The sequence below is a fragment of the Lactococcus sp. DD01 genome (assembly GCF_001578715.1).
GTDB lineage: Bacteria > Bacillota > Bacilli > Lactobacillales > Streptococcaceae > Lactococcus > Lactococcus petauri.
On sequence record NZ_KQ968939.1, the window covers coordinates 830,824 to 846,396 of the forward strand.

Genomic DNA, 15,573 nt, shown 5'->3' on the forward strand with positions numbered 1-15,573 from the left:
TTTTTGCAAGTTCATCTGTTTCATGAACAAATTCTCTAGCAAATTTCAAGAAATATGCTGCTTCAATAAGACTATTTTCCTTTAGTCTTAAGAGCATTATTTCAAGGCCCGCCAAAACTAAACGTCTTTGGTAGATATTTTGTCCTTTAAAAATTGTTTTAGAAGACAGCAAATTTTCACAAATTAACTTCAAGTGGTCTGAACTTAAAAACTTAGAACTATATTGAAAAATAAAAAGCTCCTGATTGGTCCAATATTCTCTTGTAATAAAATAGCTTTTTAGTTCTAGCATCTCTTGTTCAGAAATTTTCTTCAAGATTCCTTTGAGGCAAAGGGATAGGAAAAAATGATCACTATACTCATCCAGCTCCGCATATAAACTATTTAGCTTCGTAGTATCAGCTCTATAATAAGCAAAGTCTACCTGCTCCAGCACATACTCTACAGGACTTTCACTACCTTTTTCAAGGAGAGAACAATAATCTTCAAGACTTGTATTCATCTCCATAAGCATCGCGTATAGTTTATCAAACTCAAACATAATTTTTCCTGACTCAAAAAGTTTCAGTTGTGCCGCAGAAATAGAAAGATGCGTAAAGGCTTCTCGCGAAAAGCCGTTTTGTTTTCTGATTTTTGTAAATATTTTTCCGTATCTGCCATATATCTTCTCTTTGTGGGCCAGATGATAAAAATCAATAATATTTAAGTCAATACTTTCCAATAATGCCTGCAGTTTAACTATCGGGAACACAGTCTCCCCTCTTTCATAACGAGACAGACTCCTACGCGGAACGATCCCCTCGAAATCCTTTAGTGATAACTTTCTTCCCTTCCTTATCTTTTGAAAAACTTTGCCATAGTGTACTTTTTTAGCCATATCATATCTTTTTCCTCAACTTTTTTATTCTTATTATTTAGTACGAAAAAAAATTGAAAAAAGCTCAAAAAAAAATACCTAAATTTAGGTATTTTTTTATACTTAGTTTTTAGATGCTGAAGCAAACTCTTCTTTTGAGAAAGCTTCGTCAAGAATAGTTTTAAGTTGTTTAGCTGAAGCTTGCATTTTTTGCAATTCAGCGTCGTTCAATGGGATGTTGACTGGACGAACGATACCTTTGTCACCAACGATAGCTGGTTGACCAATGTAAAGTCCTTCAACGCCTTCGTATTGACCTTCTTGGAAAGTTGAAAGTGGCAATACAGCATTTTCATTGTCAAGGATAGCTTTTGTGATACGTGCAAGAGCTACAGCGATACCATAGAATGTCGCACCTTTTTTCTCAATGATAGAGTAAGCAGCGTCACGAACTGATTCGAAAAGTTCAACCAATTCTTCTTCTTTTACGCCACGGCTATCTTTGAGGAATTCCTCAAGGTTAACTCCCGCAACGTTAGCGTGTGACCATACAGCAAACTCAGAGTCACCGTGTTCACCCATGATATAAGCGTGAACTGAACGCGCGTCAATATCAAGTTTTTCAGCCAATGCTTGACGGAAACGTGCTGAGTCAAGTGAAGTACCAGAACCGATAACACGTTCTTTAGGGAAACCAGAGAATTTCCAAGTTGCATATGTCAAAATATCAACAGGATTAGCAGCAACAAGAAAGATACCATCGAAACCTGATGCTACAATTTCAGTAACAACTTGTTTAGTGATACGCAAGTTTTTCTCAACAAGATCCAAACGAGTTTCACCTGGTTTTTGTGGCGCACCTGAAGTCAACACAACCAAATCAGCATCATGTGCATCAGAGTAGTCTGCTGAATAGATTTTCTTAGGAGATGTGAACGCAAGAGCGTGTGAAAGGTCTTCTGCATCACCTTGTGTTTTTTCTTTGAAAATATCTACGATACCCAATTCTTGGGCGATTCCTTGGTTTACAAGTGAGAAAGCATAGCTTGAACCTACGGCACCATCACCAACGAGGATAACTTTTTTATGTTGTTTAGTCATAATTGTTCATTCCTTTCCTGAATGCAATAATAATGTTTACTATATTATTATAGCATTTTTTCACATTCTTGTCACATTGGAAAGTGATTTATATCACATTATAACGCTTACATTTAAAGCGTGATACGTTTATATTTCGTGAGCTTTCCATAAAGAAAATCAATCAAAAAAAGCACCACATTGGGTGCTTTTTTTTGAGCAAAAACTGCTCTTGAAAAATTTTTATTATTTGATTGTACGGATACGCATTGTATTTGTACGTCCTGAACCAACTGGAACACCAGCAACGATAACGATGTTATCACCTGATTCAACAAGACCTGAAGCCAAGGCTGCTTTTTCAGCTACTTCGAACATATCGTCTGTTGAAGCTGGTTTGTCCATAAGCATTGGGATAACACCCCAGTTGATCATCAATCCGCGTTCAACTTTTTCATCAAAAGTGATTGCCAAGATATCAGCTTCTGGACGGTATTTTGAAATCAAACGAGCAGTTGCTCCTGACTCAGTCAAAGCAACGATAAGTTTAACTTCCATTGATTCTGCAGCGTTTTTAACTGCTGATGCTACAACTTCTGTTACTGAATCTTTATCGAAGTTTTCTGGGTGAAGACGTCCGTATTCTTTCAATAATGTTTGAGCGTTTTTGTTAACTGTAGCCATTGTACGAACTGATTCACGTGGGTATTTACCGTTAGCTGACTCACCTGAAAGCATAGTTGCATCAGTACCATCGATAACAGCGTTAAAGACGTCAGAGATTTCAGAACGTGTTGCACGTGGTTTTTCAGTCATAGACTCAAGCATGTTTGTTGCTGTAACAACGATTTTACCTGCTTGGTTAACTTTACGGATGATTTCTTTTTGGAAGACTGGAACCATTTCAAATGGTACTTCGATACCCATGTCACCACGAGCAATCATGATACCGTCAGCTGTATCGATGATTTCATCAAGGTTATCAATACCTTGTTGGTTTTCGATTTTAGCCAAAAGTTGAACGTGTGTGTTACCAGTTTCTTCAAGGATAGCACGAACTTCGTTAACGTCTTTCGCAGTACGTACGAATGAGATTGCGATGAAGTTCAAACCATTTGGTTGTGAAAGACCGAAACGGATATCGTCGTTGTCACGTTCTGCAAGAGCTGGGAAAGGAATTGTAGTGTTAGGAATATTAACACCTTTTTGTTTACCAATAGCACCATCATTTTGTGCTACAACATCGAATTCGCGTGCTTCAACGTCTTTAGCAGCTACTGTAAGACCCAATTTACCATCATCGATAAGGATAGTTTGACCAACTTCAACATCATCAAAGATATCAAGACCACCAGCAACGTTCAAAGCAATGTTATCACGAGTTGATTTCAAACCTTGTTTTGTAGAAACGCGGAATTGGTCACCAGTAACATATTTGTATTCGTCTGCACCATCTTCGTACACTTCTGTACGCATTTCTGGACCTTTAGTGTCAAGCAAGAAACCAACTTTACGGCCAGCAATTTCTTCAGCACGAAGTACTGTTGCCATACGAGCAGCTTGTTCAGCGTGGTCACCGTGAGAGAAGTTAAAACGGAAAACGTCAGCACCTTCTTTGATCAAATCAGCAATGGTTTGTGCTGATGTTTCAACATCAAGCTCTTCTCCCCAGTATCCTTTTTCTCCGAATTTTTTACCACCACGAGTTTCTACTGCAGGGCCAAGTGTTGAGACGATTTTTACACGTTTGTTCATTTTGAGTAATTCTCCTATTTTTATAAATGTACTCATTATTTAGTCAATGTGAGCATTCAGTGTTTTAACTTCACTCTGACATCAACCAAATAAGATTACTAACAATAACTTAATTAAATTTGATGTCAAGGTTGTTTAAATCAGCGTTTAAACGATAGAGTTCCAATCCAGCTTTGTGTGGATTGTTGACAACGATTTTACCTTCATCTGTCAGACTGAAAAGGGCATTTTCTTCTGCAGTACCAAGGATTGGGCTTTCGACAAGTTGTTCGTTACGAACACCGACAGCTACACCGCCAATACCATCACGAAGCAATTCTACTGCACGAGCACCCATGCGTGATGCAAGAACGCGATCGCGCGCTGTAGGTGATCCACCACGTTGGATGTGACCGAGAACAGATACGCGAAGGTCAGAATCATCACCAGCAGCTTTCAGCTTCATAGCAAATTCTTCGCCCGACATAACGCCTTCAGCAACTACGATGATGTGGTGGTTTTTACCTTTGGCATATCCTGATTTGATATTACGTACGATACTTTCAAATTTGAATTCTTTTTCAGGAATTGCAATATCATCAGCACCTGCAGCGATACCAGACCAAAGCGCGATATCTCCAGCATTTCGTCCCATAACTTCTACAACGAAAGTACGGTGGTGAGATGATGATGTATCACGAATTTTATCAATGGCATCCACAACTGTAGATACAGCTGTATCAAAACCGATTGTAAAATCTGTCCCAACGATGTCATTATCAATAGTACCTGGAAGTCCTACTGCTGGGAAACCATGTTCAGTCAAGCGCATTGCACCATGATAAGAACCATCACCGCCAATAACAACAACGCCTTCGATGCCATGTTTTTTAAGTTGCTCGATACCCGCAAGTTGCCCTTCAAGTTGAGCAAACTCTGGGAAACGTGCTGAATACAAGAATGTACCGCCACGTCCAACTTTATCACCAACACTTGCAGATGTTAGTGGGAAAATATCGCCCGCTACCATCCCTGCATATCCGTGGTTGATACCGTAAACTTCGATACCTTCAGAAATCGCTTTACGAACAACAGCACGAATAGCTGCGTTCATACCTGGTGCATCACCACCAGAAGTCAAAACTGCAATGCGTTTCATTAAAGTTTTTTCCTCCATCATATCTGATACTTATATTTGCAATTGCAAATTTAAAGTTCAATTTTTATTTCATTGTTTATTATATCACGATACGAAAAAAAAATCTCATAAAAACGCTATGACAGCGTTTTTATTTATAGTTTTTCAAATGTAATGGTTTTCAGATTACAAAAAGATTATTACTGTCTAAAACTGGTCTCAAGCATAAATTACTTTTGAAGCAAAATTAGGATAAATATATGATTTCAAATTATCGACGAATCGTTTTAATTGAAAAGATACAGATTCCTCCTAATAGAGCAAAAACTGAAGACACCATAAAAATAGCTGAGAAACCAAACATACTAATAACTGCTGCCGCTAGAACAGGTGCCAAAGCCTGTGTAATTGTATTTCCTAAATTATATACTCCAAGGAAGAAAGCCACACGATTTTTATCAGGAATAACTTCTAAATTCAATAAATTATCCAAAGAATTCCAAATACCCATTCCAAGCCCTGCTGTAAATCCATAAATCCAAATACTGGTATCATTTTTTAGGAAAAAGATGCTTAAAGCTCCCAAAGCTAGAAAAAGTGTCGAAAATACAATCGGGAGTTTTAATAGCTTGTAGCGATCTGAAAGGGGACCAGCTAGAAATCCCATACTAATACCAAAAACGAGCATTATTGTATTGACAATTTGGATGGAATTTTGTGCCCCTGTTGTACTTTTGCCGAGAAAATCTGTCATTATGTATAACATGTAACCTGTAACAGCAAAGTTACCTACTCCTTGTAATAATTTTCCCATTAAGGCTAAATAATAATCCCGTCCAATCTTCCAAGTTGGAAAAATTTTCAAAGAATCACGTGTTATTTTTTTCTTTTCTTTTTTGCTATTTGCTTGGTTTGCATTTAACTTTTTTCGTCTAAATTTGAAGGCTCTTTGACAATAAGCGTTGCAATTAGTGTTCCTAAAAAAGTTATTATTCCAAAGATAATAAATCCTAGTCGGAATTGGTTAATGAGCATCGCACCAAAAATAATAAAGCCATTATTTCCCAAAGCCATCCCAAGTCCACCATAGGCGCTTGAAGCCGTTCCGCGTCCATTTTCGGGTGCCATATCAATCCAAGCAACCATTGGTGCGACAATAAAGTTTAGAGCAACTTGACCCAGCATCCAAATAACTAAAAGATAGGGAACAGAGTGTGCAAAGGAAGCTAAAATCATCACAATCATGAATGAAAAACTCCCCCCAAGTAGCCAAGGTGTACGTTTTCCAAACTTAGAATAGGTTCTGTCAGAAAGATAACCCGCAGTCATATTAGAAAGAGCTGCAACAATCATTCCACAAGTCGAAAACAAGGCTAAAAGATTAATTTTATTAGGCGCATCAATTTCTTGAAGTAAGATTGGTAAGAACAAGCTGGCTGCTATTATATAAGGACCAAGCCAGCTTGCCGGACCAATGATCAAAGCTGGTACGAGCCTTTTGATTGCTACTTCTTTTTTCATAATTTATTTTCCTCCTGTTCATTGACTACTTGATAGTAATCAAAATCAGCATAAGATTCTCTTTGATGCGCATCTACTGCACCAATAAAATTAAAGAGTCCTGTAAAACCACCTATTTCTCCAGGCTCACCATTGACGCCTTCATCCGAAAGATAGCTCACATCAAGATTACGCAACACATTATCCCAATCCTCATACTCTGTCTTATAGAATAAACTTGCAAAACCGTCCTTGTAGGTGATTTTCAGCTCTGCTTTATCATGTAAGACTTTTACACTATGATCTGGATACTCTATCTTTTGCCCCAGCTTTGCTTGCGAAATGGTTAGAATTGTCGACTTATGCTCTTCAGAATAAGTCAAATTCAAATACAACCAATTGTTACAGTCATAGTACAAGCCCGCTCCTGCGGTTTCCGAATAATGTTTAGGGTGAAACTCAAGCTTAGTTTTCAACTCATAGTTAAATGATGTTGCTCTTGTCGCCATGATTGCTGGCTTGATTTGAGAAAATAGTGAATTTTCTCCATGTATTCTTAAATGTCCTTGATGTTCACTTGTATTGACCCAATCCTTGTGTTGTTCACGATAAGGAGTCATAAATCTTGCATCAAATTCAGCATTAAAATCATCATAAATATCCCAGTCAAAATTTTGAACAAACTCAAGTCCCGAAATACCCTCTACCTCCATTTTGGCAATATTTGAACCATCAGCCATTTCTAGCCAATCATCATCAGTCCAAATCATTTTTTGAATAGAAGTTTCACGCCCTAAAGGATTCAATAGTTTATTTTTCAAAGGACGAGACATGAGATGGGTGATGTACCATTCGCCTGTCGATGTTTCCACTAGAGAACCGTGTCCTGCTTTTTGCATAGCAGAATTTGGGTTGTACATTTCAAAATGTCCCGCATCAGGATCTCCAAGTGAAAAGAGATGTTTTGGAGATGAAGTGATGATGGGTTCCCCAGATGGATGGGGCACATATGGTCCAAAGATATGCTTGGAACGCCCAATTTCCACGCCATGAGCATAACCAGTGCCGCCTGCTGCGATGAGAAGATAGTAATAATCATTTTTCTTGTAGATTTGTGGTGCTTCTGCACAGCCACGACTTGTAAAACCTTGCGTTACTCTGTGCCATTTTCCCACGATAGAACCTTGTGCCAAGTCAATCTCGGCAATAACGATGTGACCAGGTGCTTGGTATCTTGAACGACTTTCCCACTCTAAAATACTGATATAATGTTTACCATTTTCATGGAAGAGAGAGGGGTCAAAACCAATAGCCGTTACAAAAATTGGATCTGACCATGGACCACTAATGCTATCCGCAAACATAATATATGAGTCAGCATTAAACTCACGTCCTCCCATATTGACCATATGGGAATAAGCCAACCAATATTTTTTAGAAGAGGAGTCATAAGACAAATGAGGTGCCCAAATACCTGCGGGAGTGTTCGTGCCTTGTAAGTTGACTTGTCCTGACTTCAACGCATAATTCACCAACTTCCAATTAGCCAAGTCTTGCGATTCATAAATTTGGATGGCCGGTTGCCAGTGAAAAGTTGAGGTGGCGAGGTAGTAGGTATTTTCCACTCGAATTACGGATGGATCGGGTGCCATACCGGGAATAATCGGATTTTTTATAATAGTCATTGTTTCTCCTTGTTAGCGTTTTCTTTTTCTGATATCATCTTATCAAAAAGAATTTACATGGAAAATACCCAAAAAAATCATAAATTTACCATTTTCCATATTTCTACAGATAAAAGACATCAAAAAAAGTACTCTTCATAAGTACTTTTTATTTCTTTTCTATTTTAATGATGCAGTATGTGCTCTTTTCCTATATTCACTAGGGGATTTTCCATACCAATTTTTGAATTGGCGTGAGAAATGAGAGACATCTTGATATCCTATACATTCAGCAATCTCTTGTATACTCATTTCTGGCTGATTGAGCAAATATTTTGCCTCATTAAATTTTAACTGATTTAAAAATTGTTTGGGCGAAATAAAATACATTTTTTTAAAAGTTTTCAGCATTGTTGAATCACTGATATTTAACGACCTCGCAACATGACTCAAGGACAGTAACTTTCTTCCTTCGTCAACAGGTTGATGAGTATATTTTACAAAATTACTTTTAATAGTTTCAGCAATCATTTTCGCTAAAATAAGATGATTATCTCCGCTTTGTTGTGAAGACTCACAATCACTATAAGAAATCAAATGGATGATCAGCTCCAGTAATAATTTTTCTATTGTAAACTTATCCTGTAAAGAAAACTCTGGCTTATCGAGAATTTTAATATATTCTTGCAAGGTTTTCCGGATTTGGATATGTGCAGCATTGTCTTTATTTAAAAGAATCGAACAATTAGTTATGAGTTTACGTTGCAATTCTGGGTTATCAATATCAAAATGGACGCAAAAATAAGATAAGCCGTCTCCTAAATGACACGAATTTCGATGCAAAAGTCCAGGAGGAAATAAAAGAATATCGCCCTCCTTAAAATCAAAGTGATGTGTTGAAAGCTCCGTGTGTTGGATACCCTCAATAATAAAAAGAATTTCAAAAGCGAAATGGCGTTCCCAATCAACAGACCAACCAGCCGCTACTTTCTGCTTATGTCCGCCAAATAACTTGATATTGTCATTAAACTCCGGCAATTTAGGAATGGTTTTTAACCAATTTGGTGTTGGGTGCATAGCGTCTTCTCCTTATTAACAAGCATTATGACGATAATATTTTACTATATACTCCAAGTCTACCAGAATTTTGGAGACTTTCAAAAGCAAACCAAACTGATTTTCACATAAAAAAAAACCAGACATTCTTTCTGGAAGAAGTCTGGTCGATTTATTCATATCATTTTTATTAAGCTTGATATCGTTTTTCACCATCAAGATAAGTTGCAACAAGCTCAAGGTGTTCATCAAGAACGATAAAGTCTGCATCTAAACCTTCTTTGATTTGACCACAAACATCATCAATCTTCGTAGATTTAGCAGCATTCAAAGAAGCCATTTTTACAGCTTCAGCTGGTGTTGCAATTTGCCAATCTACAACATTTTTCACTGCATCTTTAAGCAAAAGAATAGAGCCAGCGAGATTTCCCCCTTCTTTCAAACGTGCGGCACCATCTTTAACGATTACTGGGAATTCGCCAAGGTAATACTCACCATCGCTTAATCCAGCAGCGCGCATTGAGTCTGTAATTAATACGACATGGTCTGTACCTTTTTCGCGCATCAAAATCTGACATGCTTCTGGACGTACGTGGAAGCCATCACAAATCAATTCTGCATAAGTGTTTGGTAAGTTGAAGACCGCTCCAACCATACCAGGCTCACGGTGATTAAGACCGCGCATACCATTAAAAGCATGTACCCACATTGAAGCACCAGCTTGAACAGCTTCTACAGCATCGGCATAAGTCGCATTTGAGTGACCAAGGGCGATTGTAAAGCCATGTTCCACTGCTTCTTTCACAAAGGAAGTTGAACCTTCACGTTCTGGTGCAATCCCAATTTTGATTGGCAAACCTTTGGCTGCTTCACCATATTCAGCAAGTTCGCTATATGAAGGGTCGCGCATGTACTTAGGATTTTGAGCACCTTTAAATTCTTCCGTGAAGTAAGGACCTTCAAAGAAGAGACCACGGATTTTAGCGCCAGCTGCTTTATCTACATTTGAACCAATTTCATCAGCGACTTCCAACAATTCTTCATGACTTGCAGTCACAGCTGTTGGGAAGAAACTTGTAACACCTGCTGCTAAAAGTCCTTCACTCATTGTTTGGACGATACCTTCGATTTTACGGTCATTAGTGTCTGCTCCACCAAAACCGTGAATGTGTGTGTCTACCAGACCAGGAGCAATGGATTGACCTGAATAATCTAGAATATCAGCTCCAGCTGGAGCATCTGCTGTCCACTTTCCAAATTTGCCGTCTGTGATTTGCAGGAAACCACCTGTTTTCACTTCATAAGGATAGAAAAATTTGTCTGCTTTAATATAGTAAGTCATAAAAGGGTTCCTCCGATACTTTGTATTCTCCAACATTTTAACACTCGGTACTAAAAAAGTCAAGAATTGGTATATATCAATACTTGACTTTTTGCTTATTTTTTATTAGAAAGTTCGAGCAATTTTTGCTTAATTTCATCTTCCATTTTGACCAATTCTTGCTCAGTTTGCTGACGTTTTTGACGTCCGTCAGATTGGATGCGCATAGTTTCTTGAATTGTATCGATAAGATTTTGTTGTGTAACTTTTAATGTTTCCACATCAATAAGTCCACGTTCATTTTCTTCAGCTGCTTCAATCGTTGAAGATTTAAGCATTTCAGAATTCTTACGTAGAAGATCATTGGTTGTTTCTGAAACAATACGTTGACTCGCTAGAGCATCTTTTTGCTTCAATAGAGTCAAGGCAATTGCGACTTGGTTTTTCCACAAAGGAATCGCTGTATTGATTGAGGTTTGAATTTTTTCTGCAAGCTCTTGGTTTGTATTTTGAATCAAACGGATCTGTGGAGCTTGCTGAATCGTTAATTGACGCGCCAAACGCAAGTCGTGCGCCCGTTTATCTAAACGATTTTTATAAGCTTCAAGATCGCTTACCTTTTGAACTGCTAAAGCCCCATCATCACCAGCACCTTGAGCTTCTTGACGTGCTGCTGGTAGGATTTCTTGTTCTAGCTCTTCAATCTTAAATTCTGCTCCTGCAATGTAAACATTAAGGGCTTTAAAATAGTTGAGATTTTCATCATAAAGCTTATCAAGCATCTCATTGTCTTGAAGAAGCCCTTGTTGCTCATTATTAAGTTTTGCCGAAATTTTATCAATTCCAGCACCAATTTTTTGGTACTTTTGAGTGACTTCAAAGATTGATTTTTTAACTTTTCCAAACATTTTTTGGAAAACACTTTTGTTTTCAGCAACAAGTTCATTAGGATTTGCTTGTTGGAGATTGTACATCAAATCAGTCAAAGAGCCGCCGACATCTCCTAAATCTTGCGCCTGTACTTTATCCAAAACACTTTGTGAAAAAGCTGAAATCTTATCTTGCGCATTTGCCCCATAAGCAATCACAGACTGTGAGCTATTCTCATCGAGTTGTTTAGCCAGTTCCTTCGCTTTTTCACGCTCTTCTGGACTTAGAGCATCTATCGCGCGCAAAGAAGCTCTTTGATGCATATCAACAAGTTCTGTCTTTTGAGTTTCAGACAGCGCTTCTGCTTCTTTCACGACTTTATCACCATTAATTAATTCATCTAAAATAGGGTTTTCCATCCTCACTCCTTAATCAAACTTTACTTCATGCTTAATAACATTGACATCATCCATCAAAACTTCATGATAATTTTTCGAGATATTTGTTGCCAGTGTCTTAATCAGAAGCAGTGTTTCATCCATATCACGACTAACTTCATCAGATTTAACAGATTGTTTTTGCATTTCCAGATATTTCTCTGTTAATTTTACCATATTGGGTAAATCTTTATAGAGAAAATCATTCTGTTTTGTCAATTGTGTTGGGTTTTGCACGATATGTTTGAAGAGGAGTTTACTTGCTTCAAGGCCACCTGTGACAGATTCCACAACTTGTAGCTCGTCATTTTTCTTCGTATTTGCTTCCCATTTTTCAATGTTTTCTTTAGCATCTGCTAAAGTGTCACGAAAAATTTCGATGTCACTCTCAGAAAGTCCTGCTTCTTGATAGCGTTGTATATTTTCTTTACGCGGTGGTTTTTTTGCTGTTTTATTCTTTTTATTCGATTTGTTTCTCATTAAGCTAATCAGCCAAAGTGCCACTAGTAGAATTAGAATTGTTCGTATGAATCCATGCATTCCACCCATCATCATTCCTGTCATATGCATTTTTAGCCTCCATTCTTGTTTTCCTGTTATAACAAGCTTTCTTTACTTATTTCATCAGCCAACTGGCTATACTTTAATTTTATCATATTCTGAAGGAAACTTTTCAGACTTTCGTATGATTTCTAATTTGATTAGAGGGCTGTTCTGCAAAGGTTGAAGCAACAAGGCTCAGAGCTTTTCTTCTATTGTACAAAAAATTTTGCCTACGTAATTACCTACGTTTTATCAGAAATTTGCATATTTAGCTACAAGTTCTGCTGCTGCTTTTTCTTTCTCAGGCGCGAGATGTGAATAGATATCCAGTGTCATTTTTATACTTGAATGACCTAGCCTTGCTTGTAGCTCCTTGTAGTCCACTCCTGCATTTAAACACAAGCTCGCATGAGTGTGACGGAAAGCGTGCCAACCAACATGAGGCAGCTCACAGTCACTGAGGTACTTCTTTAGATAAACGGATAGAGTACTTGATGAATGAAGCCCCCTCTCGCGCCTTGGAAAAACTAAAGGCTGATTAGGCTGTCCTACTTCTAACATGGCTCTTTTTTGGTACAGTTGCCAACGCTTCAGACGGTTGATTGCTGCAGTGTCAATTATAACTACTCGCTTACTTGACTCTGTCTTAGGAGTATTAGACACTTCTTTTCCAGACAATGTCTTATTAACCGATACAGTCTGCTCATTTAAATCAATATCGGACCAGTTCAAAGCCAGCGCTTCGCCAACACGTAGCCCAGAAGCCACCAGAAGGCGACACAGGGCTTTCATTAGCTCACTAGTAATCATTAGGCAAATAATCAACGTAGCTAAAAAACGTAGAAATTTGCTCTTTATCAAGATATTTCACGCGCTCTGGGTTGCTTTTCTTTATTCTGGGACGTGTGACTTTGTCGCATGGGTTGATATCGATTAGATCCACTGTAAGAGCATACTTACATATACGGTTAAGAGTACTTAAAATAATCTTTACATCAACTGTTTGGCCTTTGTCGTGTACCGTATTACCATTTACAGGAGGCTTCGCAGCATTTTTTGCCCACTTATTAACCGCTGTCTGGACTATCTGAGGTGTTACCCTATCTATTTTTAATTTTCCGAACTCTGGGAACAGATAAGTTTTAAGTCGAAGCCTCATAGCGCGTGCTGTCTGTGGTTTTACCCCTAGGCTGTATGTATCAAACCAACTATTGGCCACGTCCTCAAAAGTCAGCATAGACTTCTCACGTTTAATACAACCATTCTTTCTAAACTCACTTTTAAGGCGATCAAATTCATTTTTGATGCCTTTTTTTGTTCTGGCTCTAATATCCGTACGGACTTGTTTTCCTGTCAGCTTATCAGTACCAATATAAGCACCTTTCAATATAAAGCCGGTGCTTGACTTCGTTTTATATTCTTGAATATTCATGTTGTTATCCTTCTATCGCTGCCAGGCAAAAGTTAAAACATGAAATTATGTGGGTGTGAAAATATTTACACCCTAGTTATCTTCTCTATCTGTGACTATGTACCCTCTTCTTGATAATACAAACTCTGAATATTGAATTAGATCATCTCTTTCATCATCCGATAATAGTAAAAAGTTATAAATAATAGAACCTAACTTATCTCGTTCTTTGCGATTTAAATTGAAAGCAATGTTTTCTATTTCTTGCGTAAGGGTATATAGTTCATTATTTGAATCAGGTATCATATTTGGATTACTTGATTTTTCTATGATACTAAAACCTAATATTGAAAAGATGGCCTGTCCTGCGTCCAGAGCCTCGCCTATCAGTTCAGTTTCATCTTCAAATTTAGAAAATCCAGCTAGGTAAGCTGGGGAGACACCTAATGTTTTAGAAAGCAAAACCATGCGCTGCATATCAGGAGTAGAACGTCCATTGATATAATTTGATAAATGATTTTTAGACATTTTTATATTCAGTTGTTTTTGATAGGGTAAAGATTTATTGATTATATCAACTTGTTTTAGCCCCCTATCTTCCATTATCTGTTTTAATCTTTGCTGTGTAGTTATTTTTTCCATGGAGATTCAATCCCTTTCTTACTAGTATTATAAGATATATTACTGCAAAGGTCAAAAGTTTGTACTTTTTTCTTGACTTATATATTCCCTTTTGCTAAACTAATAAAGTACAAAGATTTGTACAAGACAAAAGAAAGGAGAAGTATTTTGGATTATTCAAAATTAAAAGGTCGTATCGTTGAAAAATTCGGTACTCAACAAAACTTTTCGCAAGAACTAGGACTTTCACAGCGTGCTTTATCTGGGAAATTAAACGATAAGATTTCTTGGAAACAAAAAGAAATTGAAAAAGCAGCTACTTTGCTAGAAGTTGATGATGATAAAATCGGGTCATATTTTTTTAGCAAAAAAGTACAATAATTTGCACTTCAGTTATAAGCAGCTACTAACTCCAAGCCACCGACCAGAGCAAAAATCAGAAAAGGGATACTGTATACGTTAAAGCCATGGAATGGCTATCCAAAAACTACTAAATTAAAGAATATGCTGCCAGGCAAAAATTAGAATATGAACACGACCGCAAGTGTCTTTAAACTATGTAGAAGAGGGATTACATGAAAGATTTAGCATTTCTAACTAGTCCAGATATGAGTAAAGCAAAGGTAATAACGACATCAGAAATTATCTCTGAATATGCTGATGTTGAACATCACTCAGTCACACGACTAATCAGAAAGTTTGAACACGACCTTGAAGAATTCGGAGTTATTGGATTTGAAATCCATAAACCTCTCAAAGGTTCAACTGGTGGACGTCCAACAAAAATTTATCAACTCAATCGCAATCAAGCAATGCTACTTATTACGTGGCTCGATAATACTGAGACAGTACGAGCCTTTAAGCTGGCACTGGTTAAACGGTTTGACGAAATGGAAAAAGAGCTACAAGCTCGAAAGATTGGGCGTATCAGTGAGAAAGCTGTCAAACGTTCCCTCAACGAAGCTATTGACCACTGGGAGAATGCTCCTAAGTTCCCATATCCTACCATGAATAAGCTACTGATTAAACTTGCTACTGGATCATCAATAAATGATGTCAAAGCGCGAGATACTAGCCAAGAGATTATGCTTAATCTACTGACCTCAACAGAGCAGCAAGCCTATTTAGAACTTGAACAGGTCGCTATCGGTCTTATCATGGCAAATCTTGAATATAAATTCATTAAGGAAATGTTGGAAAAAATTACAAATGCTCGCGCATGAGGCGCTAGAAATCAAAGGAAAAACTAACAATGCTATTTAAAAAATCAGAAAAACAAGATGTCGAAGCAACTGAAACAGTCGAAACTCCAGAGCCATTAACACACGTGGACAGCACTACA

At 37.6% G+C, this 15,573-nt stretch carries 15 protein-coding genes and 1 pseudogene; 2 read left to right on the forward strand and 14 right to left on the reverse strand.

Annotated elements, in window-relative coordinates; translation table 11 throughout:
* From LACDD01_RS04010 to LACDD01_RS04070, 14 genes and pseudogenes are all read right to left on the reverse strand, one after another.
* Positions 1–877: pseudogene (locus LACDD01_RS04010) on the reverse strand (transcriptional regulator); the annotation flags it as partial.
* A 102-nt stretch (positions 878–979) separates the two neighbouring features.
* Complete coding sequence (locus LACDD01_RS04015) at positions 980–1,957, reverse strand: L-lactate dehydrogenase (protein ID WP_019293709.1); 978 nt, start codon at positions 1,955–1,957, stop codon at positions 980–982.
* 225 nt (positions 1,958–2,182) lie between these two features.
* Positions 2,183–3,691, reverse strand: a complete 1,509-nt coding sequence (pyk, locus tag LACDD01_RS04020) for a pyruvate kinase (protein WP_014025066.1) — start codon at positions 3,689–3,691, stop codon at positions 2,183–2,185.
* Between the two features lie 109 nt (positions 3,692–3,800).
* Positions 3,801–4,829, reverse strand: coding sequence for a 6-phosphofructokinase (gene pfkA, locus LACDD01_RS04025; protein WP_004258348.1), 1,029 nt, complete (start codon positions 4,827–4,829; stop codon positions 3,801–3,803).
* Positions 4,830–5,079: 250 nt separating this feature from the next.
* Positions 5,080–5,622 carry an MFS transporter gene (locus LACDD01_RS04030; RefSeq protein ID WP_197458027.1) on the reverse strand — a complete coding sequence of 181 codons (543 nt, stop codon included), beginning with the start codon at positions 5,620–5,622 and terminating at the stop codon, positions 5,080–5,082.
* A gap of 104 nt (positions 5,623–5,726) precedes the next feature.
* Positions 5,727–6,329, reverse strand: coding sequence for an MFS transporter (locus LACDD01_RS04035; protein WP_061413284.1), 603 nt, complete (start codon positions 6,327–6,329; stop codon positions 5,727–5,729).
* The gene (locus LACDD01_RS04040) at positions 6,326–7,993 is read right to left on the reverse strand and encodes a glycoside hydrolase family 43 protein (RefSeq protein WP_061413286.1); all 1,668 of its coding nucleotides are present in this window, start codon (positions 7,991–7,993) and stop codon (positions 6,326–6,328) included. Before LACDD01_RS04040 ends, LACDD01_RS04035 begins: the two co-directional genes overlap by 4 nt.
* A gap of 159 nt (positions 7,994–8,152) precedes the next feature.
* Complete coding sequence (locus LACDD01_RS04045; protein WP_061413288.1) at positions 8,153–9,049, reverse strand: helix-turn-helix domain-containing protein; 897 nt, start codon at positions 9,047–9,049, stop codon at positions 8,153–8,155.
* 169 nt (positions 9,050–9,218) lie between these two features.
* A complete protein-coding gene (gene nagA / locus LACDD01_RS04050; RefSeq protein WP_019291627.1) occupies positions 9,219–10,370 on the reverse strand; it encodes an N-acetylglucosamine-6-phosphate deacetylase in 1,152 nt (383 codons plus the stop codon).
* 95 nt (positions 10,371–10,465) lie between these two features.
* On the reverse strand, positions 10,466–11,638 hold the full coding sequence (locus LACDD01_RS04055; RefSeq protein ID WP_019291628.1) for a toxic anion resistance protein: 1,173 nt from the start codon (positions 11,636–11,638) through the stop codon (positions 10,466–10,468).
* A gap of 9 nt (positions 11,639–11,647) precedes the next feature.
* Positions 11,648–12,226 carry a 5-bromo-4-chloroindolyl phosphate hydrolysis family protein gene (locus tag LACDD01_RS11805; protein WP_019291629.1) on the reverse strand — a complete coding sequence of 193 codons (579 nt, stop codon included), beginning with the start codon at positions 12,224–12,226 and terminating at the stop codon, positions 11,648–11,650.
* A 225-nt stretch (positions 12,227–12,451) separates the two neighbouring features.
* Positions 12,452–12,991, reverse strand: coding sequence for a site-specific integrase (locus tag LACDD01_RS12295; RefSeq protein ID WP_231863374.1), 540 nt, complete (start codon positions 12,989–12,991; stop codon positions 12,452–12,454).
* A gap of 7 nt (positions 12,992–12,998) precedes the next feature.
* Positions 12,999–13,631 (reverse strand): N-terminal phage integrase SAM-like domain-containing protein, encoded by a 633-nt coding sequence (locus tag LACDD01_RS12300; RefSeq protein WP_231863375.1) that lies wholly within the window; start codon positions 13,629–13,631, stop codon positions 12,999–13,001.
* 72 nt (positions 13,632–13,703) lie between these two features.
* Positions 13,704–14,252 (reverse strand): helix-turn-helix domain-containing protein, encoded by a 549-nt coding sequence (locus LACDD01_RS04070; RefSeq protein WP_061413289.1) that lies wholly within the window; start codon positions 14,250–14,252, stop codon positions 13,704–13,706.
* Positions 14,253–14,399: 147 nt separating this feature from the next.
* Here LACDD01_RS04070 and LACDD01_RS04075 point away from each other — a divergent pair, with 147 nt between their 5' ends.
* Both LACDD01_RS04075 and LACDD01_RS04080 read left to right on the forward strand, forming a co-directional pair.
* Positions 14,400–14,612, forward strand: a complete 213-nt coding sequence (locus tag LACDD01_RS04075; protein WP_231863376.1) for a DUF739 family protein — start codon at positions 14,400–14,402, stop codon at positions 14,610–14,612.
* A gap of 194 nt (positions 14,613–14,806) precedes the next feature.
* The gene (locus LACDD01_RS04080) at positions 14,807–15,454 is read left to right on the forward strand and encodes a Rha family transcriptional regulator (RefSeq protein WP_061413291.1); all 648 of its coding nucleotides are present in this window, start codon (positions 14,807–14,809) and stop codon (positions 15,452–15,454) included.
* Positions 15,455–15,573 lie beyond the last annotated feature (119 nt).

What these genes read in the sequence shown, in the direction of transcription:
- LACDD01_RS04015 (WP_019293709.1), bottom strand. Translation starts at nt 1,957, where the DNA reads ATGACTAAACAACATAAAAAAGTTATCCTCGTTGGTGATGGTGCCGTA.
- pyk (WP_014025066.1), bottom strand. Translation starts at nt 3,691, where the DNA reads ATGAACAAACGTGTAAAAATCGTCTCAACACTTGGCCCTGCAGTAGAA.
- pfkA (WP_004258348.1), bottom strand. Translation starts at nt 4,829, where the DNA reads ATGAAACGCATTGCAGTTTTGACTTCTGGTGGTGATGCACCAGGTATG.
- LACDD01_RS04030 (WP_197458027.1), bottom strand. Translation starts at nt 5,622, where the DNA reads ATGGGAAAATTATTACAAGGAGTAGGTAACTTTGCTGTTACAGGTTAC.
- LACDD01_RS04035 (WP_061413284.1), bottom strand. Translation starts at nt 6,329, where the DNA reads ATGAAAAAAGAAGTAGCAATCAAAAGGCTCGTACCAGCTTTGATCATT.
- LACDD01_RS04040 (WP_061413286.1), bottom strand. Translation starts at nt 7,993, where the DNA reads ATGACTATTATAAAAAATCCGATTATTCCCGGTATGGCACCCGATCCA.
- LACDD01_RS04045 (WP_061413288.1), bottom strand. Translation starts at nt 9,049, where the DNA reads ATGCACCCAACACCAAATTGGTTAAAAACCATTCCTAAATTGCCGGAG.
- nagA (WP_019291627.1), bottom strand. Translation starts at nt 10,370, where the DNA reads ATGACTTACTATATTAAAGCAGACAAATTTTTCTATCCTTATGAAGTG.
- LACDD01_RS04055 (WP_019291628.1), bottom strand. Translation starts at nt 11,638, where the DNA reads ATGGAAAACCCTATTTTAGATGAATTAATTAATGGTGATAAAGTCGTG.
- LACDD01_RS11805 (WP_019291629.1), bottom strand. Translation starts at nt 12,226, where the DNA reads ATGCATATGACAGGAATGATGATGGGTGGAATGCATGGATTCATACGA.
- LACDD01_RS12295 (WP_231863374.1), bottom strand. Translation starts at nt 12,991, where the DNA reads ATGAAAGCCCTGTGTCGCCTTCTGGTGGCTTCTGGGCTACGTGTTGGC.
- LACDD01_RS12300 (WP_231863375.1), bottom strand. Translation starts at nt 13,631, where the DNA reads ATGAATATTCAAGAATATAAAACGAAGTCAAGCACCGGCTTTATATTG.
- LACDD01_RS04070 (WP_061413289.1), bottom strand. Translation starts at nt 14,252, where the DNA reads ATGGAAAAAATAACTACACAGCAAAGATTAAAACAGATAATGGAAGAT.
- LACDD01_RS04080 (WP_061413291.1), top strand. Translation starts at nt 14,807, where the DNA reads ATGAAAGATTTAGCATTTCTAACTAGTCCAGATATGAGTAAAGCAAAG.